Origin of the sequence: Chryseobacterium oranimense, from assembly GCF_900129755.1 — a bacterium.
GTDB classification, from domain to species: Bacteria; Bacteroidota; Bacteroidia; order Flavobacteriales; family Weeksellaceae; genus Chryseobacterium; species Chryseobacterium oranimense.
In genome coordinates this window covers 281,017-305,243 of record NZ_FQWT01000004.1, presented here as the reverse complement: position 1 = coordinate 305,243, position 24,227 = coordinate 281,017, and the positions used below count along the sequence as shown (strand labels likewise).

Below are 24,227 nucleotides of genomic sequence, written 5' to 3'. Positions count from 1 at the left end.
TATTTTAATTAGTGTAAAAAATGTCTTACTCCGGTAAACATCATTGGGATACCGTGCTCGTTGGCAGCATCTATACTGTCCTGGTCTTTTACACTTCCACCCGGCTGGATGATGGCTTTGATCCCTTCTTTGGCGCAGAAATCTACTACATCACGGAAAGGGAAAAATGCATCGGAAGCCAAAACAAGATCTCCTGAGAATTTCTCTTTTGCTCTTTCAATGGCCTGTTCGGTTGCCCAGATTCTGTTCACCTGTCCGCCACCGATTCCGAAGGCCTGAATACCGTTGGAAACCACAATGGCGTTTGATTTTACATACTTCACAACTCTCTGGGAGAATAGAAGGGCTTTTTTCTGCTCTTCTGAAGGCTGTACATTGGTTACCACTTTAATGTCGTCAGAAAAATGGGTATCGTTATCCTGTACCAGGATACCACCATCGATCTTCACCCACGTCTGCTTGTCGGAAACAGGGTTTATAATCTTTATGATTCTAAGGTTTTTCTTTTTTCTTAAAACTTCAAGAGCTTCTTCATCAAAATCCGGAGCCACTACGATCTCAAGGAACGTTTTGTTCAGCTCTTCAGCTGTTGCTGCATCGATTTTGTAGTTCATTGCAACAATTCCGCCAAAGATGGAAACCGGATCACATTCGAAAGTCTTCTGGTAAGTTTCCAGAGCTGAAGTTCCGATGGCTACACCACAAGGAGTGGAATGTTTCACAGCGCAGCAAGCCATTTCTTCTTTAAACTCAGTGACTACTTTCCAGCAAAGGTCCATATCACGAAGGTTATTGAAGGAAAGCTCTTTACCGCCAAGCTGTTCGAAATCTTTCATTGCTCCGTTCTCGAATGTTGAAACGTAATAAGCAGCAGTCTGGTGAGGGTTTTCGCCGTATCTTAGGTCGGATACTTTTTTGTAAGATGCATTAAGATAAGTCGGATATTCTTCATCTAAAAGCATTCTGGAGATAGCAGCATCATACGCTGAAGTCAGGTTGAATACTTTTCCGGCAAGTTTTTTACGGGTTTCGATGTACGAATCACCGTTCTGTTCCATTTCCAGTCTTACGGTTGCGTAATCTTCCACATCGGTAATTACGGTAACAGAATCGAAATTCTTAGCTGCAGAACGAAGCATTGAAGGGCCTCCGATATCGATAAACTCTACTTTTTCATGTAAAGAAATGTCTTTGTTTACATTTTCAAAGAAAGGATAAAGGTTCACAATAACCATATCGATCAGCTCTATTCCGTGTTCCTGAACGGTTTTCATATGCTCTTCGTTGGCACGTACAGCCAAAAGGCCTCCGTGAACTTTCGGGTGAAGGGTTTTTACTCTTCCATCCAGCATTTCAGGGAAATTGGTCACTTCATCGATCTGAATCGGATTTAAACCAGCATCTTTCAAATGTTTGAACGTTCCTCCCGTAGAAATCAACTCATAATTCTGGGCTTCCAAGAACCGGGCGAATTCGATCAATCCGCTTTTGTCAGAAACACTGATTAAAACTCTCTTTTTACTCATTACTTTCAATTTTTTACTTTTTACAGTTATTTCAAACTGTAGCCGGGTCTTTCACCTCCGGTTTACTTTATTTTACTTAGATTTTTTAGCTTTTTCGAAATATTTTTAAAAATCTAATGTGTTTTTTTTATACTTTGGTATATGACCACCCCGTCAAAAATTCTTTGAATTTTTGCCCTTCCGAGGGAGGGGAATATGATCCTACGAATTGTTTCCCAATACTTTGTTGATCGCTTTTGGAAATATTTCGTATTCAATATGGTGTACTTTTTCTGCTATGGTTTCCGGAGTATCTTCTTCTGTAACTTCAAATGCTTTCTGAAGAATAACTTCACCTTCATCAATTCCGGAGGTTACAAAATGTACTGTTGCTCCGCTTTCTTTTTCTCTGGCTTCAATCACCGCATGATGAACATGATGCCCCCACATTCCTTTTCCTCCGAATTTCGGAAGCAAAGCCGGATGGATATTGATAATTTTACCGTTCCATTTCTCACAGAATTCAGGCTTCAGAATGGATAAGAACCCGGCCAATACGATCAGGTCCGTATCTGTTGGGATCACATTCGCCAATTCACTGCTGAAATTCTTCCCTCTTGGGATCAGGATGTTTTCTATTTTATGGTTTTTTGCTCTTTCAAGTCCGTAACATTCTCTGTCTGCCACCACCAAAGTTACTTTTGCATTCTGGATCTCTCCGTTATCAATAGTATCTATGATCCTTTGCAGATTGGTTCCGGAACCTGAAACGAGTACAACAATGTTCTTCATATTGTTAATGTAACAATGTATCAGTCTAACAATGTAACAATAAATTTAATTGGTACGCCGGTACATTGATCAATTGTTATATTGCTAAATTAATCTTTTCGTTTCCTTCCGTGATCTCTCCTATTTCGTAAGCATCATCTAAAAGGTGTAATACTTTTTCAGCATGATCGGCATCTAAAACGATGATCATCCCTACTCCCATATTGAAGGTTCCGAACATTTCTTCACGGGATACTCCACCTCTTTTCTCAAGCTCGGTCATGATACTAGGAATTTTAATCTTAGCTGCATCGATGGAAGCACATAATCCTTCCGGGATAATTCTTGGTACATTCTCATAAAGACCGCCTCCTGTAATATGGGCAATCCCTGAAACTTTAACTTCTTCCAAAACTTTGTGAATGTCCTGGTAATAAAGTCTTGTAGGTACCAAAAGGGTTTCGTATAAAGGTTTTCCTTCAAATTCTTCTTCGAAATTCGGGAATACTTTTCTTACCAGTGAAAACCCATTGGAGTGGAATCCTGAACTTGGCAGAGCTATAATCTTATTTCCGGCTTTGATCGCAGAACCGTCAATGATCTGGTCTTTTTCAACGATTCCTACACAGAATCCAGCTACATCATAATCTCCGGCCTGATACATTCCGGGCATTTCGGCAGTTTCTCCACCAATCAGTGCACAGTTGTTATCTTTACATGCTTTTACCATTCCAAGAACGATTTCGGCAGCGATTTCAGAATCAAGCTTTCCGCAAGCAAGATAATCTAAAAAGAATAAAGGTTTTGCACCGTGGCACAGGATATCATTGGCACACATGGCAAAGCAATCGATACCGATAGAGTCGTATTGTTTGGTATCCAGGGCTACTTTCAGCTTTGTTCCCACACCGTCTGTTCCGGAAACCAGTACAGGATTTTTGTATCCTCCGATTTCATAGAAAGCACCAAAACTTCCCAGGTGGTTCAATACGTTTGAATTATGGGTTTCTCCCACTGCTTTCTTGATCTTGTCAACCGTTTTGTATCCTTCTTCTTTGTCTACGCCTGCTGATTTGTAAGTGTTGCTCATGCTTAATAATTTTATAATGTAGCAATTTATCAGTCTAACAATGTAACAATCATATTGTTTGGGAAACCCAAAAACTGATATATTGATACATTGATATACTGGTACATTTATTTCTATTTACTTTTTATTCAAATTTAGAAAATAAAAAAGCCGACAATCTTGGTAGATTATCGGCCGTTATTTTATCTCAGAATTTCAGAGCCCATAGTTTTCCCTTTCTTTGAAAAACATTCTTTAAAAGTGGTCTGAATTTTCATCTTTTTTCTTTTTGCAAAAATAGTAATTTTAAATTAATATTCAAACTCTATTTTTCAAGGATCGTTTCAAGGGCCGCCATCTTCTTTATTTTTTCCTTTAATTCGCTGTTTTTCTCTTCATTAGAGATTTTTTGCTCAGCTTTATCAAAGTTGTCATTAAAGAAAGGAAGTGAAAAAGTTTCTACAATATTTCCCCCGTGGAAAGGAAAACGCTTGGTTGCAGCTTCCAAAACTCCTGCTCCGCCTCTACCTCCCGGGGCAGCAGACATCAGCAACATAGGCACTTCATTCCATACGGTTCTGTCTTTAATTCTGGACACCCAGTCAAAAACATTTTTAAATGCTGTAGAATAAGTTCCGTTATGCTCAGGCAATGAAACCAAAAGAATATTAGCTCCATCAATTTTTGATGCAAAATCATGGGCCTGCTGCGGAACTCCACCCGTAAGTTCTCTTTCATGCTTATAGATAGGCATTTCAAAAGGGTTCAGGTCTATTACTTCTACTTCTGCATTTTCGAAAAGTGATGATGCGTAGGCTACCAGCTGTCTGTTCATGGAAACTTCCGAGTTGCTTCCTGCTATTGCTAAAACTTTCATGTATTGTCTATTTTAATTTATATTGTGTTCTGTTTTTACTGCAAAGATCGCTAAGTTTTTTTAATGAATGTCCTATTTTTAAAGATCACAAAGGTATTGACATTCAAAAACAGGACAATCATTATTTTTTATTATTTTAAATATGCCGGCAGTTCCATTGGGACTTCCATTAACAGGATTTCTGTATCTTCCACGGCTTCAATGTTGAAGCTCTGGGTATCCCAGATTCCAAGACCGTCTCTTTCGTTCATGATTCTGTCTCCTACTTTGGCGCTTCCCTTTAAAACAAATGCATAAACACCGTTTCCTTTTTTGTTCAGCATATAGTTTTTACCGTTTCCGGCTTTAAAATTCGCCAGATTAAACCAGGCATCCTGATGAATCCAAACGCCGTCATCGTTTTTATTGGGAGACAAAATCTGCTGGAACCCGTTAATTTTTTCACCTTCTTTGATGCTTTTCTGGTCATACCTCGGCTCAACATTCAGTTCTTTGGGAAATATCCAGATCTGAAGAAATTTTACCGCTTCATCTTTATTTTTGTTGTATTCGCTATGCATTACACCTGTTCCCGCACTCATTACCTGGATCTCTCCTTTTTTGATCACGGCAGTGGTTCCCATTGAATCTTTATGCTCCAGGTCTCCTTCCAGAGGAATAGAAATGATTTCCATATCCCTGTGCGGGTGGGTACCAAATCCCATTCCCTGAGAAACGGTATCATCATTTAAAACTCTTAATACCCCGAAGTTCGTTCTGTCTTTATTCTGATAGTTGGCAAAGCTGAAGGTATGGTAGCTGTTTAACCATCCATGATCCGCATGGCCTCTTGAATCTGCTTTATGATATACTGTTTTCATATTGTGATTATTTATGGTACAAAAGTAGGGAAACCGGCGTCTGAAAGTGTTGATGTAGGTTAAGAAAGGATTTCAGGGTTTATTAAAGGGACAAATTGCTTCCGGCAGCCGTATAAATGTTCCTCGCATTATTTTAAAAAGCCTCTTTTATTTTAGAATTTCTTTTCAGGTAGAAAAATAAACCGAAGATGATAAGCAGACAAAGAATTAGAAACCGGAAAACAGTGGTATTCTCATTGGAAAAATGCCCCAGAATATTGGTTATACTGCCCGTTCCAACCTGATTGGCTGCCATTAAAAATCCGGAAACCAATACTGAAAGTGTAGGAAATTCTACAGTTCCCCAACCAATAGACCCCGGAAATATGCTTCCCATAAAAAAACCGATCAAAAACATTATAAGCAGAATGATGTACGGATTGGCATATATGAGTAAAAGCAATAATCCCGCTACTATTAAAGGAGAAATAAGGAACACACCGGACAGGTTATTCTTTTCTGAAAATATTCCAAAAAGCAGACGGTTCAAGGCAATCCCGCCCCAAAATAAGGAAAGTCCCAGACTGGCTTTACTGCTGTCTATCCCCTGATTGGTAAGAATGATAGCTCCAAAGCTTCCGAAAGTTCCTTCAACAAAGCCATAGAGAACAATTGCCAGAAAAAAGCCCCACAGTTTCGGGGGAATCTTAAAATGCCCCGGAAGCTCGAAAAAAGTTCCTTTTTCTAATTTTAAAAGCAAAAAAGCTATGAATGCTGTACTTACCAAAACAAATATGCATCCCGGAACATACATCCAGTTTTTTACATTTCCTATCAGGTTCATCATCAGCGGAGCGGCAGATGTTCCCAGGCCTACAAGGAATTGCAGAATCAGGATTGCAGAAGATTTTTTATCTTCAAACAGACTTGCCGCCAAAGGATTCAAAGTCGTTATCGAAAGGCCGAAACCTGAGCCTGTAAATGCCACCAGAATCATTAATACCGGGAATAATAAGGATGCATCCTTCATATGATACTGAAGTATCCATAAAGTTCCGGTGGAAATAATCATCAGTAATAATCCAATAGCCAAAATGATCTTCGGACCCCATTTATTAACTAAAAACGGGGCAGCAAGGCAGGAAATAATAATACAGATGACCTGTGGGATAAATAAATTTCCAAATTGAGAGGAGGAAAGCCCAAAGAGTGAAGAATCTGTAAAAGCAGTTCCCAATGCAGGAAATACAACAAAATTAACTCCTGTAAGAAAAGCTAATAAAAAGATGATTATAATTTTGACCGGTTTGGAATTCATGTCAGAATATTCTTTTTAAGATGCTCTCCCACTCTCAGGGCCATCGCGATAATAGTAAGAGCAGGGTTTACCGCTCCGCTGGAAACGAAAAAGCCGCCGTCCACGATGTATAAATTTTCCAGGTCGTGTGCCTTACAATGGGTATCCACCACTGAAGTTTTAGGGTCCAGTCCCATCTTTGTGGTTCCGTTCTGATGGGCCGGAGAGGCGATATCCATTCCTTTGCTGAAATAAATACCTTTAAACAGGAAGCTTTCAAATTTACCTGATGCTTTGAGCGCTTTTATCAGTTCGGATTTAAGGTGCTGATGTCCTTCTTCGTTATTGGAGCTGTAACTTATTTTAATCTGTCCGTTTTCTAAAGTTACCCGGTTTTCCGGATCGGGAAGGTCTTCTGAAGTAAGCCAGAAATCAACGGCGTGTTCAGCCATGAGTTCAAAAGTGAAACCCGGTGCTGCCACAGGACTATCAGCCCTGATCTGATATTCATCTGATTTCCCCAGCATCTGGATATGCCCCAAAGGAAAATCGTAATCTCTGCCTGCATGGTAGAAATCATTAATGCCGAATGTCTTCCCGAATTTGGTGGGATTCGGTTGGGTATATAAAGCTACTAACGCGGTATTCTGATGAAACATATAGTTTCTCCCGACCTGATCTGAAGTATTGGCCAGGCCATCAGGAAATTTTTCATTTTTACTTTGCAGTAACAGCGCAGCAGAATTGATGGCGCCTGCAGAAAGAATCAGCAGATCACAGATTAATGTTTGTGTATTACCATTCTGTTGTTCTACCACAATTTCTGAAACTCTTGTTCCTGAATCATTGGTATTGATCTTTATCACTTTTGTATTGGTCATCAGCTCAACGTTAGGATGCTCCAAAGCTTTTGCCAGAGCACAAAGGTGGGCATCAGCCTTTCTTTCAGCAGCATCGGGAAATCCGTCGAAACGGTTCAGGATATAGGAAGCGTTAGCTGTTTCATGAGGCTTAAAATTGACTCCTATCGGTAATTCGAAAGGATGCAGACCATAATCCCGCAACTCATCAACAATTTCCTGAATTCTGGGTTCATGGGGTAAAGGCGGATAGGGATAGGGTTCTGAGTCGAAAGGCTCTGTAGGATCCGAACCTCTTTTTCCGTGTACATGGAAAAGTTTCTCGGCTTCCAGGTAATAATCTTTTAAATCTTCATACTGAATAGGCCATGCAGGTGAAACACCTCCGTAATGTTTTATTTCCTTAAAATCTTCTTTTCTCAAACGGAACAGAGCTGCTCCGTAAAATTTAGTGTTTCCGCCTACGTTATAATGCATTCCGGGACGAAACTGCCTCCCGTCTTTATCCAGCCACAGATCAGTGGTAGTGTATTTATTTTTTTCAAAGACTTCTACAGAATCCCAGTTTTCTTTTTCTACAGGTACATAATCTCCTCTTTCCACGATCAGGATTTTTTTCCCACTGTCTGCAAGCTTATATGCCATGGTTGCTCCTCCTGCCCCACTTCCTATAATAATGATGTCGTACATTTTTTACTATTTTAATCTATGTAAGGTAAAAAATTAAAATACTGGGTAGCTTAATAAAAAATTAAATTTCAATTGATTATATAAATGGAAAATGGATACATTATATACGATTGTCTTTATAAAACGATGTGTAAAGGGTCAAAACCTTGGTTTATTTTTTATGTTTTGGCTAAAGCCGTTTTGTATTGTCGTTAAAATATAAAAGCGGGCTAAAGCCCGCTCCTATTGAATTTTTATTATAATAATTTGTAAGAGATATTCAGATTTTCATTCTCTGATATCCAATTTCAAGATCGATGATTAAAAATGTACCTGCTGGATCTCTTCTTCTATTTCCTTTGGAGTTTCGTCCTCTGATTTTATAAAGACCATGGTAACGACAGCTCCAATCAGCATGCAGACACCTCCCACTACGATATAATCGATGGCCTGTTTTCCAAAAATACCGCTTACAATAGGCCCTCCGAAAACCCCGTTGATAATTTGCGGAATGACAATAAAGAAGTTGAAAATTCCCATATACACTCCCATTTTCTTTTGCGGGATTGAATCGATCAGCATGGCATAAGGCATTGCCAGAATACTTGCCCATGCAAACCCTAATCCTACCATTGAAATCCATAGGCTGTGGATGTCTTTAATAAAATACATGGAAATCAAGCCCAATCCGCCACAAGCAAGAGCTAAAGCGTGAGTTTGCTTCTTACCTATAAATTTTGCAATCGGGGTTAAGGCAAACGCAAAGAAAATCGCATAAAAATTATAGCTGCCAAATAAACTTCCCGTAAGGTCCCCTGCCTTGTTAAACTCTACAGAATGGGTATCTTCAGGGGAAAGACCGAAATGATGGGTGGCCAAAGCGCTGGTTGTGAAAACCCACATGGTAAATAACGCAAACCATGAAAAAAACTGTACAACTCCCAGCTTTTTCATTTGAGAAGGAGCATTCCTGAAGTCTTTAAAAATGTCCGAAAGTTTCGACTTATGCTCTGCTATAGGTTTTCCACCTTCAAATGATGCAAATTCCTCCGGAGAATATTCCTTGGTGGTAACAATCGTATATAAAATTGAAAGGATCAAAACGGCTGCTCCTATATAGAATGCATAGATCACATTATCTGCCACAAAACCTTTTGGGGCAGCATTCGAAACCCCTAATTTTGTTAACCAATTCGGTAAATCGGAGCCAATAACAGCACCTATTCCGATTAAAATAGTCTGAACAGAAAAGCCGACCGTTGCCTGATGTTTAGGAAGCATATCTCCTACCAATGCACGGAAAGGTTCCATCGCTACATTGATTGAAGCATCCATCATAGCAAGGAAAATCACGGCCATCAGTAAAACATTGGCGGCCATCATCTGTGTTGCAGAAGCTGCATTAGGAAGCATCACCAGACCGATTGCACATAAAACGGCACCGATTAAAAAGTAAGGTTTTCTCCTGCCAAGCGGACTCCAGGTATTGTCTCCCATGTGCCCGATAATCGGCTGAACGATCAGTCCAGTAATGGGTGCAACGAGCCAGAACCATGATAATTCGTGGACATCTGCCCCGAAATTGGCAAGAATCCTGCTTGCGTTACCATTCTGCAAACCGAAAGCCATCTGGATTCCTAAAAATCCCATACTCATATTAATAATCTGAAGCATCGATAAATTCGGCTTTTTCTTTCTAACTGATTTACCGGCATCATACTTGCCTGCCATTTCTGCCATTGTGTTTATTTTTTAGTTTTTAATTCTTGAATTAATACATCTTCTATTGGAGCTTTTTCTACAACCACTTTATCTACAACATCATTGGGAACGGTTACAGAAAGTACATATTGCTTCACTTTCCAGCTTCCGTTTATTTTTTCTACAACGCCTGAACCGCGGCAGATTTTCATCTGGGTATCGAGCAGCTCATCGAACCAGGCCAGCTTTCCATCTTTGCTGAAATAAATATTTCTTTTAAGTGAAGTGAAGTTCCAGGTTTTCTTTTTGTCGAAATGAGGTTTTGCCCAGATCATGAAGGCTTTTTTGTCCCAAACTTCTGTAGCATCGGTTCCGATAAATGTAGATTCGTCTGCAAAATAGTTGAAATAAGTATTGAAGTCAGCTTTTGCTGCTGCAATATTGAAACCATCGAGCATTGTTCCTATTTCTGTTTTATCTTTTTCAAATCTGGTATTACCGGACTGTGCATACATTCCTGTAATACCAGATATGAGCAGTACCATCGCGCAGATAAGTGTTATATTTTTCATAGTTTGTTTATTTAGTTCTGTAATTCAATAACCATCGAAGTCTTTGCCGGAACTGTTAAGGTATTCTGAACAGAAAGTTCTTTTCCTGAAATGATATCTTTCCCTTTTGTGATGTTCCCCAGAGATTCTGCAAAACGTTTTAAATCCAGTGTCTGGTCTTTTTCGTTATTATTAAGGACTACCATTACACTTTCTTTACCATCGTATCTGAAATATACAAAAACGCCATCCTGCGGAACGTAATTTTTAGTTTTCCCGGTATGGATCACCTCTTTTCCTTTTCTCCAGTTCAACAGCTTTTGGGTAAACTGATAAAAATCCTTTTGTTCAGGAGTCTGAGACGAAGGGTTTAAGGCATTCTGAACATCTGATTTCCAACCGCCCGGAAAATCCCTTCTGATATCTGCATCTCCTCCTTTGTTTTTGTCTCCTTTCATACCAATTTCTGAGCCGTAATAGATCTGTGGAATTCCACGAACGGTGGAGATTAAGGTAAGTCCAAGTTTGTAAGCTTTAGGATCCGCATTGAAGATTTCGTTCCATCTTTCGGTGTCATGATTTTCAAAGAAGACTAAAACGTTATTGATATCGGGATACAGGAAATCGCTGGTAAAAACGTTGTACAGCTTAACCATTCCGGTGTCCCAGCTTTCTTTTTCTTTAATCGCTTTCGGCATATCGCCATACAGCATAAAATCCATGACAGAAGGCAGATTTGAATTGTAGCCTGCCGCTTCCCCGGTTTTGGAGCCTTTCTGCCACGCAGAGATCTGTCCTGCCGTATTAAGCCATGTTTCTCCTACGATATTGAATTTCGGATATTCGTCGGTGATGGCTTTTGCCCACTTGGCCATAGCTTCTTTATCATTGTACGGATAAGTATCTACACGGAATCCTCCCAATTCTGCATATTCTATCCACCAGATTGCATTTTGGGTAAGGTATTTCAGAACTAAAGGATTCTTTTGGTTGATATCGGGCATTGTAGTATCAAACCATCCGTTCAGGGCATACTTTTTATCAATTTCTGAAGCATTGGTGTCAAACTGGGTGGTCGTTTTGTAATTGGAACGGTAAAAGCCGTTCTTTCCTTCATCAAACCAGTGAATCCAGTCTTTGGAAGGGAGATCTTTGATCATCCAGTGGGAAACACCCCAGTGATTGGTCACATAATCCATAACCAGCTTCATATTGCGTTTGTTCAGCTTCTGCGAAAGCTCACGGTATTCTTCATTGGTACCAAATCGTCCGTCGATTTTATAAAGATCGGTCTGTGCATATCCGTGATAGGAGTATACTTTTTCATTGTCTTCATTAACAGGAGTAAGCCATACAGATGTGGCACCGAGATTCTGAATATAATCAAGATTATTGATAATTCCGCGAAGATCACCGCCATGCCTTCCGTTGGGCAGCTTTCTATCTGCTTTTTCAGTAAGATCCGGTCTTGAATCGTTCTTTTCGTCGCCATTGGCAAAACGGTCCGGCATGATGAGATACATGACATCTTTTGAGGTAAAAGATTCACGTTCTGCAGATCCGGGAAGTCTCTGTTTCAATTCATACGAATAAGAATTTATATTTTTCTTTCCTTTTTTCAGGTTGATTTTAAAGGCCGGGACGTTAATTTCATTTGTATTTACCGTAATGAAAACATAATTAGGGTTTTCTACCTTCTGAATATCCTTAATCTGAATATGATCCGAAAGCTCAATTTCGTTATTGGCAATATTTTTTCCGTACACTAAAATCTGAAGTTCAGGATTTTTCATTCCTTTCCACCAAAAAGCAGGTTCTACTTTCTGAATCTGGGAAAAAGCCACTGAAGCTGCTGAAAGAGCAAAAATTGTGTATATTTTTTTCATTTATGGATGTATTTTGATCAACAAGGTTAATTCTGTTCTGTATCTTATATTTCTCAGTGTTTTGGTTAAAAGTAATGCCCCGGCCCATTTTTCCGAATATAATGAACCGGGGCATAACAAACTTATTAAATTAAATCTTAATTGACAGGCTTGACAGAAACTGCAAAACCGCCGCTTCTCGCCATTTTGAAATTCAATTTGGATTTGCTGGTGATCTGTTTTTTATAGATGTTATAACTTTGAGGATTATCAATATAATCTGCATCTTTTCCATCTTCATAAACGGTTACCTCATATTTTTTCCCTTTGTCCAGGAAAGAGAAATCTACGGTGTAATCGCGTTTATTTTCGTCAGTGATCCCTCCTACAAACCAGTTATCTGTACCTTTTGCTTTTCTGGCTGTCACTACATAATCTCCCGGTTCTGCAGCTAAGATTTTAGTATCGTCCCAGTCTGCTGCAACATCTTTGATGAACTGGAATGCATCCATGTGCTTTTTGTAATTTTCAGGAAGATCTGCCGCCATCTGAAGTGGCATGTACATGGTTACATATAAAGCAAGCTGTTTTGCAAGTGTTGTTTTTACGAAACGCTTATCACCCGGGAAGTAATAATCCAGTTTTGTCTGGAAGATTCCCGGTGTATAGTCCATAGATCCTCCCATCCATCTAGTGAAAGGAAGAATAGTCTGGTGATCGGGGTTGTTACCTCCGAATGCTTCGTACTCCGTTCCACGAGCTGCTTCTGCAGAAATATAGTTCGGATAGGTACGGCTTTCCCCTGTCGGACGTACAGATTCGTGAGAATTGACCATGATCTTGTATTCATTGGCTTTCTCCGCAATTCTGTAGAAATGGTTGATCGTCCACTGAGAATAATGGTGCTCTCCTCTTGGAATGATGTCTCCCACATAACCTGTTTTCACCGCATCATAACCATATTTGTTCATCAACTGGAATGCTTTATCTGCCCATCTTTCGTAGTTCGTTGCCGAACCTGAAGTTTCGTGGTGCATGATTAATTTAATTCCTTTAGAATGAGCATATTCATTTAACATTTTAATATCAAAATCCGGGTAAGGCGTAATGAAATCGAAAACAAATTCTTTGGAGTGACCGAACCAGTCTTCCCAACCAACATTCCAGCCTTCAATCAACAGACCCTGGAAACCGTTTTCTGCAGCGAAATCGATGTATTCTTTAACTTTTGTATTGTTGGCTGCATGTTTTCCGTTCGGCGTTAATTTGGAGAAATCTGTTACCCCAAGACGAACGTTAGATTCAGGCTGACCGTATGCCCATTGAGATTTTCCAATGATCATTTCCCACCAAACTCCCATGTATTTCGTAGGGTGAATGTAAGAAGTGTCTTTGTATTTTGTAGGCTCATTAAGATTGAAAATCATTTTCGAATCCATTACCGTTTCCGCTTTCGGTGCTACGATTATCGTTCTCCACGGCGTTACGGAAGGGGTCTGAATATAACCTTTCGCTCCTTGTCTGTCAGCAGTAAGATGTGTTTTAAGCTTAAAATTCTGAGCGTCTACTTCTAAATGTGAAGCAGGATAATCCAGCACTGCTGCCTCAGCTACGTTGATATATAATGGCTCTTTTCCTTCTTTTTTAAGCATTAAAGGTGACTGAACCGCATTTTTAATTAAAGTCTGAGAAGCATTTGCATCTGCCGCCTGCGGCCATCTTGCCGGAATTTCAGAAATCTTTGTTTCCTGATATTTGTATTCCTGAGAATCGTAGTCCGCTACAATCCACCAAGACTTCATATCTGTCGGGAAATCGATTTCAGAATCTTCTTCACGGATGGTGAAATAGTTCAGGTTTTTCTGCTGTGGAAATTCATACCTGAATCCCAACCCATCATTGAACAATCTGAATTTTACAACGATATTTCTTTCTGTTGAAGCCTGATTAAGGGTAACAGCCAATTCGTTATAATTGTTGATATAATTTTTCTTTTCACCTAAAACAGGCTGCCAGGTTTCATTTTTAGAATCTCTTTTTTCGTCCGTTTTAGTGAAACCGTTGTTAAGGTCAAACTTTACATCTTCGGGTTTCGCAATTTCTGATGCGAATTTTATGGAAGTATCCTTAAATAATCTCAATCCCAATTTAGAATCTTCTACCACTACGGCACCATTATATTTCAGATTGTAATAAGGTACCCCTTGCTTCAACTGAAAATTCATTTCGAACTTTCCATCCGGTGATTTCAAAGACTGTGCATTAACACCTGCGAACATCATTGTGAGCAACATCGCTCCAACTGTAATTTTCTTCATAATGATTATTTATAACCTTAAAAATAGATAAAGTGCTGCGGTAAAGCAACACTTTATCAAATTATTTGTATGTTTTACAATTTTGTAACAGTTAGCTTATAAAACGCTGAATTATGTAAATCCAGTTCTATTTTATAGTTTCCTGCTTCGGATACTTTATAATTAGGATCACCGTCTACTGTATTTTCAGCACTGAAATAAGATTGTACAGCCTTTCCTGAAACCAGAGTTTGATCATCTTTTTTGGGCTGGAACTTCATTGCCCAGTCGTCATTTGCTCTAAATTTGAATACTCCAGTATTATTTAAAGCAATGGAGTTAATTACATAAGTTTTAGTAGCTGGATTATATACAAAATCTGTATCTGAACCCCATCCCGTAGGTGTAGCATCTCCGATCACTCCGAAGTTTGCCAATACGGAAGAATAGGTATTCGCAGCCCAGTCAACTTTAATATAATATGTCCCTATTGCAGGTGCTTTTATATTTGCTCCGTCCCCAACTAGTTTTCCTGTATTAGTTCCATCATCACCCTTATTTCCTGGCCAATCCTGGTTTATAGCAAATTTATACTGCCCGTTTTCACCTGTAAGACTACTAATTAGAATAAATCCTCTGTATTTGTCATTTTTCTCAGGCGAGAATAAGTTAGGAGAATTAGCAGGATTCCAAGTTGCATATCCTGCTGCTCCGGCATATCCGCCAGGTACATTGATCTTAGGATATACCAAATCCGGGTTCGGAGTATAAGGCGTTACTTTAAGAGCTAAAACATTTGAATAGAAAGCTGCTGCTCCTACAGATGTTTTTAATCTTGCCTCAATATCATTTACAGCATCTGCTGTTGCACCAATACTGAACATCGCAGCATTCATTGCAGCGTGGGTAATAGCACCTGATGTAGCATCATTGGCGAAATCAACAGTAGCACTTTTTTTAAAATTGTCTCCTTTGATTCCAAACTCAATCTGCTGAGTGGAAACTACAGCAATATTAAATGTGGGTTTTGTCCATGTAAAACTGATTGCCGCATCATTGGCAGTAAGCTCATTAAGAATTACAGCACTTTTATCAGCAGATAGCTTGCCTGTAGTTGTTTCATTAATGACTGCCTGATCTTCATCTTTCTCGCAGGAAATAACCAGAAAACCAATCAAGGCTATGGTTAAAAATCTAAATATTTGTTTCATTTTATAGTGTTTTTAATTAATATCCAGGATTCTGAATCAAATTAGGATTCGCAATGATATCTTTAGCAGGAATCGGATAAAGATTTCTGTAATTTTCTACTGCTTTTCCATCTTTTATATTTCCTTTCCAAGGCCATAGATAATCTCCTGTTGTAAATTTCCCGAATCTGATCAAGTCAGTACGTCTCGTCATTTCCCAAGATAATTCTCTTGCTCTTTCATCCAAAATGAAATCCAAAGAAATTGAAGCTACATTTCCGCTTGTATTTCCGTAAGCTCTCTGTCTTAATTGGTTAACATAGCTAATTGCAGTGGCCATATTTCCGTTTCCTCCTCTAAGTGTTGCCTCTGCATACATTAAGTAAATATCTGCTAATCGGTATAAAGGAATATCTGCTTCAACCCAGTTATTATTAGCTCCCGGAGTTCCATCGCTTTTAACATTCTTAAATTTGATGAATGCATATCCATCATTAAATGATCCTAAATCATTTATTTCTAAGTTTTGTCCGCTTGTATAGAAATTACCTCTTTTATCACTTCCATTTGTCGGAAACTTATTTACGAACGCTTTTGTTGTCCTGATACCACTCCATCCACCATTTATCCCAAAATCTGAAGCTGGCATTGTTCCTCCTACTGAAGCATGTACCAAATAGGTTGTTCCACCATTTGTCTGAGTATTAATTCCATCAAAATTCACTGTAAGAATTGCTTCCGGATTATTGACATTATTATCTGCTAAGAATAAAGAACCATAATTAGATTTCAATGAATATCCTGCACCAATAATTTTATTACAGTATGTGATAACATCATTGTTTCTTTGTGTACCTGTATATACTCCTGCATTTAAATATAATCTTGCCAGCAATGACCATGCAGCTGCTTTATCAGCTCTTCCATATGTATTTGTTTTTGGATCTCTTAAATCACTTTCACAAGCTAATAACTCCTTTTCAACATAATTAAATAAAGCTCCTCTTTCTATTCTTTGAGGCGGATTAACTGATCCCGGAAGATAATTTTCGTCCACAAATGGAACGTTTCCAAAAAGATCTAAAGCATGATAGTATGATTGTGCTCTTAAAAATCTTGCTTCAGCACGCATACGCTTAGCTTCTGCCAGGTTATCTCCGGTGATATTGTTAGATGTCAGCTTTTCATCTGTCACGTTTCTAAGGAATTCATTACAGAAAGCAATTTCTGTAAAAATTCGGTAATACATTGCAGCCACAAATTCATTGGAAGAATCCCAGGTCATTTTATGGATAGTATGCAAGTTTCCATCGTTCCAGCCAATTACAGCTTCATCGGTAGAAATTACATTCAGAGTATACATCAATCTTGTGTATTGAGAAAACCCTCCGTTTACCCCATTAATATCACTGTTTGGCGGATCTCCATCACCACTTACCTGTCCTCCCATAGCAAGACCTCCATATAATTTGGCCAAAGCATTAGGATAGTTTGCAAAATCGGAAAAAACACTGGCAGATGTAACATCGGTAATAGGCTCTCTTTCAAGATCTTTCACACAGGATGTTGCTGAAAGCAACATTACAACAGAAGCCGATAAAACTATACTTTTGAATTTTATTTTATTTGATTTCATCTTTTTTAATTATTAAAATTGAAAATTAAAACCTAAAGAATATACTCTTGGACTCTGATAATAACCATTATCAATTCCTCCAAAAACTTCAGGATCTACACCAGAATATTTTGTAATTACAAAAACATTCTGAGCCATTGCATACACTTTCAGGTTACTCCCTTTTGTAAATAACTCTCCGAAATTATATCCGATATTTACATTATCTAATCTAAAGAATGAAGCATTTTCTACAAATATGTCTGAAAAAGCTCTGTTCGCATCTTTAAACTGATATTCAGGTGCGGTATAAAAAACGTTTTGTAAATATTCGTTAGTTGATGCAGATTGTAAAGAACTGTTAGATGAAGCATTGTTATAAACATAATTACCTAATACGGCTCTTGCACTTAAACCAAAATCCCAGTTTTTCACAGATAATTTAGTAGAGAATCCTAAAAGGGCATCAGGAGTGGTAGACTTGTAATAATATTTGTCATAAACATCTATTTTACCGTCATTATTTCTATCTACAAATGCTCCGTCAATAGGTTTTCCTGAATTATCATACACCTGCTGGTATACCCAGAATGCATTCGGAGCATAACCTACAGCATGAGCCTGTATGGTGTTTCCAGCCCCTCCTTCAATTCCTCCTACAGGAATATTAAAGCTTGCATCAGCCCTTGCCAGCAAATTGGTAATAACCGGCTTGTAATGGGTTGCGTTGAAGCTTACTTCCCAGGTTGTTTTTTCATTTTTAATAGGAACTACAGTAATGCTTCCTTCAATTCCCTTGTTCTCCATGTTTCCTACATTCAGCAGGTTGTGATTACTTAAATCACCTGCAGCAATAGGAGAATCTACAAGAAGTTTTTCAGTATCCTTTCTAAATAAATCAATGGAACCTGTTATTCTGTTGTTAAGGAAGCCATAATCTAATCCTATATTTTTGGTAGTAGTTGTTTCCCATGTAAGGTATGGGTTATAGATATTGGGACGGAACATATAATAATATTGTTCTCCAAATTGGTAGTAAGCACCCGCTCCACTAGGATTATAAGCTGCAAAAGCAGGATAGTTATTAGGTTTGTTAGCATCAAGCCCAGGAAGCTCCTGCTGTCCTGTTTTCCCCCATCCGGCTCTTAATTTCAATGTACTTATGGATGAGATATTTTTAATGAAATTTTCTTCATTTAGTTTCCAGGCAACAGAAACCCCAGGGAAGTTCCCCCAAAGATTATCTCTTGTACCGTTAAAGAAACGAGAAGAACCATCTCTTCTTAATGATCCGGAAATAATATATTTATTAGCAATTGTGAATATTGCTCTTCCATAGAAAGATATTAATGTATTTCTTGTTTCAAAATCATTATTAATCTGAGTAGGAGCATTTCCTTTATAATTGATAGATCCAGGAATAGATGTTAAAAAGTCCTGGTAAGAATATCCGGCTGTAATATCCACTCCGGTATTAATAGCAGAAATATTTTTGACATAGTTAAAATAAGTTTCTAACAACTTATTCTTTTTTTCCATACTGTAAATACTCGAACTTCCTTTATCATTGAATCCTGATTTATATCGGGCATCAACCTGCTTTTGTCCTTCACTTTTAGTATAGTCATATCCGGCATTTACATTAAAATGCAAGTCCGGAAGGAAGTGAAATTTATAATCCAGCTGCACATTTCCTAAACCTCTCGTAACTGATGAAACATCACGAATAGCCATCAAAGTAGCCAGTGGATTAGCATTTGCGTTTACGTTCAGCCCCCCGTTTAGTAACCATTCATAATATCCGCCATAGTTTGAATTACCCGAATATACTGGTTGAGTAGGATCAAAATAAGTAGCAGATTTAATTACTCCTCCATCTGCAAATCTGTTATCAGTAAATGTTCCTTTAGCACTTACATTAACGGATAAATGATTATCAAAAAACTTAGGATTTAAATTTAATCCTAATGAAGTCCTTTTAAATGAGTTTGTTCTTACAATACCATTTTGTTCATTATATCCAACTGATAATCTGTATGGCAAACCTTTAATTCCTCCCGAAATAGCAACATTATTATCTGTTCCCCAGGCAGTCTGGTAAATCAGATCCTGCCAGTTTGTATTTGCTGTACCCAGTTTTGCTTTATAGGCATCAGAAGCATATGTATTAACAAAACTTCTAAATTCATCTCCATTCAGAACATCTACGTTACCCATTTTAGTAGATAGAGATGCTACTGTTGAAAAGTTAACTTTAAGCTTTCCGGAAGTTCCTTTCTTTGTGGTAATTAAAATTACCCCATTCGTAGCACGGTTACCATAAATAGCTGTTGCAGAGGCATCTTTTAAAATATCAAATGTTTCAATGTCATTTGGGTTGATTAAAGACAATGGATCTGCTGCACCATTTACTCCTGTAAAGTCCTGTGGTACACCATCAATTACAATAAGGGGAGAGTTATTTCCATTCAAGGATGCTGTACCTCTGATTCTAATTGCTGTTCCCGACCCCGGAGCACCACTGTTGTTAGTAATCTGTACCCCAGGCGTTTTTCCCTGGATAAGCTGACCTGCGGAAGTTGCTCCACCGTTGAAGTCTTTGGCTGTAACTGAAGTTATGGATCCTGTAAGGTCAGATTTCTTCTGCTTTCCGTATCCGATCAATACAACTTCTTCAATCTTTTTTTCCTTGGTTAAAGAGTCCTGCGCATGCATTATTGAACTGGCCAATAAAAAAGCAGGAGCTATTTTTAATACCGTTGTAAAATTTTTCACAATATCGTTTTTTTAGTTTCGTTTTCTAATAAGGCTGTATAACCAGCCTTGCAATTTATAAAAAAATTAGAATTATCATAAGATTATTGAAAATTTAGATAATTTTATGTAAATTGCTTGTCTATTCAAAAACCAAGCATCTGTTTTTCATAACATTACGTTAATATATGCATAGCATAATACATACCCATAATTAACATAAAGTTAAACATTTGTTTAACTAAATGTAATATTCCTCCCTGCCGATTGGGCTTAAAAACTTATTATAACCGAATATTAGGCGGTTTCGTGAGATAATCATTATCTTTGCAGTTAAACTTTACTATAAATGTCAAACAGAAAGATGATTACGGCAGCTTTGCCTTATGCAAACGGACCGGTTCATATAGGACATTTGGCAGGTGTATATATTCCTGCGGATGTCTACGCAAGATTTCAGAGAAGATTAGGAAAAGATGTAGCGTTTATCTGCGGGTCGGATGAGCACGGAATTCCTATTACCATCAGAGCTAAAAAAGAAGGAGTAACGCCTCAGGATATTGTAGACAAATATCATGAGATTATCAAAAAGTCTTTTTCAGATCTGGGAATTTCTTTTGATGAGTATTCCAGAACGACTTCCAAAAAGCATTATGAAACAAGCCAGGATTTCTTTAAGGTTCTTTATGAAAAAGGAAAATTTACGGAAGAGGTTTCTGAACAATATTTTGATGAACAGGCAGGAGAATTCCTTGCAGACCGTTATATTGTAGGTACCTGTCCAAACTGTGGAAATGAGAATGCTTACGGAGACCAGTGCGAAAAATGCGGGACTACCCTATCCCCTTCAGAGCTGATCAATCCGAAATCCATGTTGAGCGGTAATGTACCCGTTCTTAAAGAAACCAAAAACTGGTATCTTCCTTTAAATGAATATGAGGATTTTTTAAACGAATGGATTATTGAAGGTCATAAAGACGACTGGAAACCGAACGTATACGGACAGGTTAAATCATGGCTGAATGATGGTTTGAAGCCGCGTGCCATGACGAGAGACCTGAACTGGGGAGTTCCGGTTCCGCTTCCGAATGCTGAAGGAAAAGTTCTTTATGTATGGTTCGATGCACCTATCGGGTATATTTCCTTTACCAAAGAATGGGCAGAGAAAAACGGCAAAGACTGGAAAGATTACTGGCAAAATGAAAACAGTGATCTGATTCACTTTATCGGCAAGGATAATATTGTATTCCACTGTATTATTTTCCCAGCAATGATGAAGGCTCACGGCGATTACATTATGCCGAAAAATGTTCCTGCGTTTGAATTCCTGAACCTTGAGAACGATAAAATCTCAACGTCAAGAAACTGGGCAGTATGGGCTCACGAATATGTAGAAGAATTCCCGGGACAGCAGGATGTTTTAAGATATGCACTTCTTTCCTCTGCTCCGGAAACTAAGGATAACAATTTTACATGGAAAGATTTCCAGACTAAGAATAATTCTGAACTGGTAAATATTTTTGGAAATTTCATAAATCGCGTTGCTGTTTTAATTAATAAATATTTTAATGGGGAAGTTCCTGAAGGAGATATAAATGCTCCTGAGCTTGAACAAATAAGTAAAAGCGCTATTGAAATAAGAAATTATTTGGACAATTATGAATTCAGAAATGCTTTAACTGCCTTTATGAATTTAGCAAGATTTGGAAATGGATATCTTCAAAATGAAGAACCTTGGAAAACTTTTGAAAATGATGTAGAGAAAACTAAAAATACATTGTTTATCGGAGCTCAGATCGCTGTTGCATTAGGAAATTTAGCAGAACCATTCCTTCCTTTTACTGCTGAAAAGATTTATGAAATTTTCAATGTTAATCAATTAGACTGGACTAGTATTGAAAATTCAAAAGTTTTAATTGAAGCAGGACATAAAATTGTCGAAAAAGCTCCTTTAATTTATTCAAAAATTGAAGACAGTGTAATTGATGCCCAGATTGAGAAACTGGAACAAACCAAACAAAACAATAAAAAAACAAACCCTAACGCCAACCCTATGAAAGAGGAAATTTCTTTTGATGACTTTGCTAAAATAGACCTTAGAACAGCTACTATTTTAGAAGCTGAAAAAGTGGAAAAAGCAGATAAACTATTGAAATTTAAAGTAGATACTGGCGTAGATATCAGAACTGTGGTTTCAGGTGTTGCAGAAAGCTTCACACCGGAAGAACTGATCGGAAAGCAGGTAATGATCCTGCTGAATCTTGCCCCAAGAAAGATCAGAGGAATTGAATCCCAGGGAATGTTCTTATTAACGACAAAACCGGACGGAAAACTATCTTTCGTAACACCGGATGATAGTAATGTAGAAAACGGTATTGAGATAGGATAATATATTTTTAAAGATAAAGTAAAAGACACATGATTTCTCATGTGTCTTTTTATTTTCACTGTCATTGTGAGCAAAGCAATGACAATTAAGCTGTTACTTTTTACTCAGTTTTGCAAGATAAGAATCTTCATCCTGCATCACCTTTTCTATTTTAAAACCATTATTCTCTGCAGCATTCTTCAAAGTAGTAAAATCGAGATATAGCCATTTGATTGGATTTTCAGATTCTCCTTTATAATGAACTACATAATCCAGTTCACCATAATAGCCTCCGGCAGGAATATAAACGCCGCCATCGTCATCACGGTCGAACATATAAAGAATATCGGTACTGTCGATCAGGATTTGTCCATTATCATTCAGTAAAGAATGCAGTTTTTTAAGGTAAATATCAATTTTTCCCAGGCTTTGAAAAATTCCTGTGCCGTTCATCAGGAGCAGAATAGTATCAAAAGTTTCTCCTGAAAAATCCAGCATATTTTCGCATACAGCTTTTTTGATTCCTCTAAGCTTGCAGACTTCAATAGATCTAGGTGAAATATCCAATGCCCATACATCGAGATTCCTTTCATCCTGAAGATATAAAGCATGGGAACCTGCCCCTGCCCCGATATCCAGAGTTTTTCCCTGTGCCAGGTCCAGTGCTTTCTGTTCAATATCATTCATCTCTTCAAATTCCCTGAAAAGATAATTTACCGGAAGTTCATCAAGTTCTGAAATCGAAGTTTCCGTTTGCAGATCCTCAGGATTTTCGTTATGAAAATAATCCCAGATTGCTTTACCCATTAAATCTTTCATTGCTGTCTTTAAAAGCTGCAAAGATAGGAGTTTCCGGGTGAAAGGTCAAGAGGTGTGGGTTTCGGGTTCCGGGATGTGGGTTTCGAGTTACGTGATCCGTGGTTTGAGATGCTGGGTGCGAGTTGCGTATAAGTTATTACCATTTTTTTTATATTTATAACGATTATGATTGGATTCACCATTCACTTGCAAAGCAAATTCATTATTCACTTAATACATGACTAAAAACTAAATTCACAATCATCATTAAAACTGTGACAAACCCGAAACCCGAATCACGCCACTCGAATCCTCTACCCCATCGAATCCTTCTCCTTATGTCTATCCTTTTCCGATTCATTTTCCGCCACACCGGCTTTCCAGTATGAGTAGGCGTTCAGTTCCTTTGCTATCCAGTTTTTTTCTTTTCTGAGATAGGTACGGATTTCTTTAACGCTTGAAAATTCTGCTGCAATATATCCGAACTTAGTGGTTTCCGGGATAACAATACTTTTTACGGTATCAGCCATTTCACTGCTGATATGAGGGGTAGCATTATGCAGCCATATGAATTCAATATCAGCTTTCGTTTTGAGAGGCTGTTCATCTTCTTTTCCATGAACTTCGATAATGCAGACTCCTTTTGCGGTCTCAGGAAGTGTTTCCAGCATGGCACCCAGAACAGGAATTGCTGTGGCATCTCCGGCGAACAGATACCATTCAGCTTCAGGGTACAATTCCTTAGGTTCTGTCCGCATCATAATTCCTAATTTAGCACCTGCTTCAGACTCTCTTGCCCATTTTGATGCAGGGCCACCATCTCCATGGTCTACAAAATCAATGATCAGTATATTTTTTTCAGGATCAATTCCCCTGTGGGTATAGGTTCGCACTGCCGGAGCGACCTCCTTTGGCGGATAAACCCATTGCCGGTTTTCATCCAGGGTGGGAAAATGGACCTCATCCAGTCCCGTTGGAGGGACGGCAATTTTATTATTATCGCCAACGGTGGTATTTTTAAATAAATGAGTCTCCGGTGAATATAGATAAACTCTGATATAATGGTCAGTAATATATTCTTTTCGTATCATTTCGGCAACAATCCGGCCTGTTGAAATCCTTGACATCTATTTTAATTTTTTATTCTTACAAATTTAATTTTATTTTGTCTAAATAAAAACAATAATATTAAAAAAAAGTA

General features: G+C 38.2%; 17 protein-coding genes. 1 reads left to right on the top strand and 16 read right to left on the bottom strand.

Annotated features, from left to right (window positions below; translation table 11 throughout):
* Positions 1–8: 8 nt before the first annotated feature.
* From purH to BUB03_RS14320, 14 genes are all read right to left on the bottom strand, one after another.
* Positions 9–1,526 (bottom strand): bifunctional phosphoribosylaminoimidazolecarboxamide formyltransferase/IMP cyclohydrolase, encoded by a 1,518-nt coding sequence (gene purH / locus BUB03_RS14385; RefSeq protein WP_073064335.1) that lies wholly within the window; start codon positions 1,524–1,526, stop codon positions 9–11.
* Positions 1,527–1,727: 201 nt separating this feature from the next.
* Positions 1,728–2,297: a phosphoribosylglycinamide formyltransferase gene (gene purN / locus BUB03_RS14380; protein WP_040996141.1), complete on the bottom strand. Its 570-nt coding sequence runs from the start codon at positions 2,295–2,297 to the stop codon at positions 1,728–1,730.
* A 76-nt stretch (positions 2,298–2,373) separates the two neighbouring features.
* Positions 2,374–3,366 carry a phosphoribosylformylglycinamidine cyclo-ligase gene (purM, locus tag BUB03_RS14375; protein ID WP_073064332.1) on the bottom strand — a complete coding sequence of 331 codons (993 nt, stop codon included), beginning with the start codon at positions 3,364–3,366 and terminating at the stop codon, positions 2,374–2,376.
* Positions 3,367–3,670: 304 nt separating this feature from the next.
* Complete coding sequence (locus tag BUB03_RS14370; RefSeq protein WP_040996137.1) at positions 3,671–4,222, bottom strand: NADPH-dependent FMN reductase; 552 nt, start codon at positions 4,220–4,222, stop codon at positions 3,671–3,673.
* 131 nt (positions 4,223–4,353) lie between these two features.
* Positions 4,354–5,082 carry a pirin family protein gene (locus tag BUB03_RS14365; protein WP_073064329.1) on the bottom strand — a complete coding sequence of 243 codons (729 nt, stop codon included), beginning with the start codon at positions 5,080–5,082 and terminating at the stop codon, positions 4,354–4,356.
* A gap of 133 nt (positions 5,083–5,215) precedes the next feature.
* The gene (locus tag BUB03_RS14360) at positions 5,216–6,379 is read right to left on the bottom strand and encodes an MFS transporter (protein WP_073064328.1); all 1,164 of its coding nucleotides are present in this window, start codon (positions 6,377–6,379) and stop codon (positions 5,216–5,218) included.
* Positions 6,376–7,908, bottom strand: a complete 1,533-nt coding sequence (locus BUB03_RS14355) for a GMC oxidoreductase (protein ID WP_073064326.1) — start codon at positions 7,906–7,908, stop codon at positions 6,376–6,378. The genes BUB03_RS14360 and BUB03_RS14355 overlap by 4 nt, the downstream gene beginning before the upstream one ends.
* Positions 7,909–8,208: 300 nt before the next feature.
* Positions 8,209–9,627 (bottom strand): MFS transporter, encoded by a 1,419-nt coding sequence (locus BUB03_RS14350; protein ID WP_073064323.1) that lies wholly within the window; start codon positions 9,625–9,627, stop codon positions 8,209–8,211.
* A gap of 5 nt (positions 9,628–9,632) precedes the next feature.
* Positions 9,633–10,160: a nuclear transport factor 2 family protein gene (locus tag BUB03_RS14345; RefSeq protein WP_073064321.1), complete on the bottom strand. Its 528-nt coding sequence runs from the start codon at positions 10,158–10,160 to the stop codon at positions 9,633–9,635.
* An 11-nt stretch (positions 10,161–10,171) separates the two neighbouring features.
* Positions 10,172–12,025, bottom strand: coding sequence for a glycoside hydrolase family 13 protein (locus tag BUB03_RS14340; protein ID WP_073064318.1), 1,854 nt, complete (start codon positions 12,023–12,025; stop codon positions 10,172–10,174).
* Between the two features lie 137 nt (positions 12,026–12,162).
* Positions 12,163–14,322 (bottom strand): glycoside hydrolase family 97 protein, encoded by a 2,160-nt coding sequence (locus tag BUB03_RS14335; RefSeq protein WP_073064315.1) that lies wholly within the window; start codon positions 14,320–14,322, stop codon positions 12,163–12,165.
* A gap of 74 nt (positions 14,323–14,396) precedes the next feature.
* On the bottom strand, positions 14,397–15,512 hold the full coding sequence (locus BUB03_RS14330; protein WP_073064312.1) for a SusE domain-containing protein: 1,116 nt from the start codon (positions 15,510–15,512) through the stop codon (positions 14,397–14,399).
* A gap of 16 nt (positions 15,513–15,528) precedes the next feature.
* Complete coding sequence (locus tag BUB03_RS14325; protein WP_073064310.1) at positions 15,529–17,127, bottom strand: RagB/SusD family nutrient uptake outer membrane protein; 1,599 nt, start codon at positions 17,125–17,127, stop codon at positions 15,529–15,531.
* A gap of 12 nt (positions 17,128–17,139) precedes the next feature.
* Positions 17,140–19,881: a SusC/RagA family TonB-linked outer membrane protein gene (locus tag BUB03_RS14320; protein ID WP_040996125.1), complete on the bottom strand. Its 2,742-nt coding sequence runs from the start codon at positions 19,879–19,881 to the stop codon at positions 17,140–17,142.
* 328 nt (positions 19,882–20,209) lie between these two features.
* Here BUB03_RS14320 and metG point away from each other — a divergent pair, with 328 nt between their 5' ends.
* Complete coding sequence (gene metG / locus BUB03_RS14315) at positions 20,210–22,249, top strand: methionine--tRNA ligase (protein WP_073064307.1); 2,040 nt, start codon at positions 20,210–20,212, stop codon at positions 22,247–22,249.
* 93 nt (positions 22,250–22,342) lie between these two features.
* Here the strand turns inward: metG and BUB03_RS14310 are convergent, their stop codons facing one another.
* Together BUB03_RS14310 and BUB03_RS14305 are read right to left on the bottom strand one after the other, a co-directional pair.
* Complete coding sequence (locus BUB03_RS14310) at positions 22,343–23,047, bottom strand: class I SAM-dependent methyltransferase (protein ID WP_073064304.1); 705 nt, start codon at positions 23,045–23,047, stop codon at positions 22,343–22,345.
* Positions 23,048–23,340: 293 nt separating this feature from the next.
* Entirely contained in the window at positions 23,341–24,153 is an 813-nt protein-coding gene (locus BUB03_RS14305) for a siderophore-interacting protein (RefSeq protein ID WP_073064302.1), read from the bottom strand.
* Positions 24,154–24,227: the final 74 nt, after the last annotated feature.

Excerpts from the sequence above, each read along its gene's own strand:
- purH (WP_073064335.1), bottom strand. The coding sequence starts at position 1,526 with ATGAGTAAAAAGAGAGTTTTAATCAGTGTTTCTGACAAAAGCGGATTG.
- purN (WP_040996141.1), bottom strand. The coding sequence starts at position 2,297 with ATGAAGAACATTGTTGTACTCGTTTCAGGTTCCGGAACCAATCTGCAA.
- purM (WP_073064332.1), bottom strand. The coding sequence starts at position 3,366 with ATGAGCAACACTTACAAATCAGCAGGCGTAGACAAAGAAGAAGGATAC.
- BUB03_RS14370 (WP_040996137.1), bottom strand. The coding sequence starts at position 4,222 with ATGAAAGTTTTAGCAATAGCAGGAAGCAACTCGGAAGTTTCCATGAAC.
- BUB03_RS14365 (WP_073064329.1), bottom strand. The coding sequence starts at position 5,082 with ATGAAAACAGTATATCATAAAGCAGATTCAAGAGGCCATGCGGATCAT.
- BUB03_RS14360 (WP_073064328.1), bottom strand. The coding sequence starts at position 6,379 with ATGAATTCCAAACCGGTCAAAATTATAATCATCTTTTTATTAGCTTTT.
- BUB03_RS14355 (WP_073064326.1), bottom strand. The coding sequence starts at position 7,908 with ATGTACGACATCATTATTATAGGAAGTGGGGCAGGAGGAGCAACCATG.
- BUB03_RS14350 (WP_073064323.1), bottom strand. The coding sequence starts at position 9,627 with ATGGCAGAAATGGCAGGCAAGTATGATGCCGGTAAATCAGTTAGAAAG.
- BUB03_RS14345 (WP_073064321.1), bottom strand. The coding sequence starts at position 10,160 with ATGAAAAATATAACACTTATCTGCGCGATGGTACTGCTCATATCTGGT.
- BUB03_RS14340 (WP_073064318.1), bottom strand. The coding sequence starts at position 12,025 with ATGAAAAAAATATACACAATTTTTGCTCTTTCAGCAGCTTCAGTGGCT.
- BUB03_RS14335 (WP_073064315.1), bottom strand. The coding sequence starts at position 14,322 with ATGAAGAAAATTACAGTTGGAGCGATGTTGCTCACAATGATGTTCGCA.
- BUB03_RS14330 (WP_073064312.1), bottom strand. The coding sequence starts at position 15,512 with ATGAAACAAATATTTAGATTTTTAACCATAGCCTTGATTGGTTTTCTG.
- BUB03_RS14325 (WP_073064310.1), bottom strand. The coding sequence starts at position 17,127 with ATGAAATCAAATAAAATAAAATTCAAAAGTATAGTTTTATCGGCTTCT.
- metG (WP_073064307.1), top strand. The coding sequence starts at position 20,210 with ATGTCAAACAGAAAGATGATTACGGCAGCTTTGCCTTATGCAAACGGA.
- BUB03_RS14310 (WP_073064304.1), bottom strand. The coding sequence starts at position 23,047 with ATGAAAGATTTAATGGGTAAAGCAATCTGGGATTATTTTCATAACGAA.
- BUB03_RS14305 (WP_073064302.1), bottom strand. The coding sequence starts at position 24,153 with ATGTCAAGGATTTCAACAGGCCGGATTGTTGCCGAAATGATACGAAAA.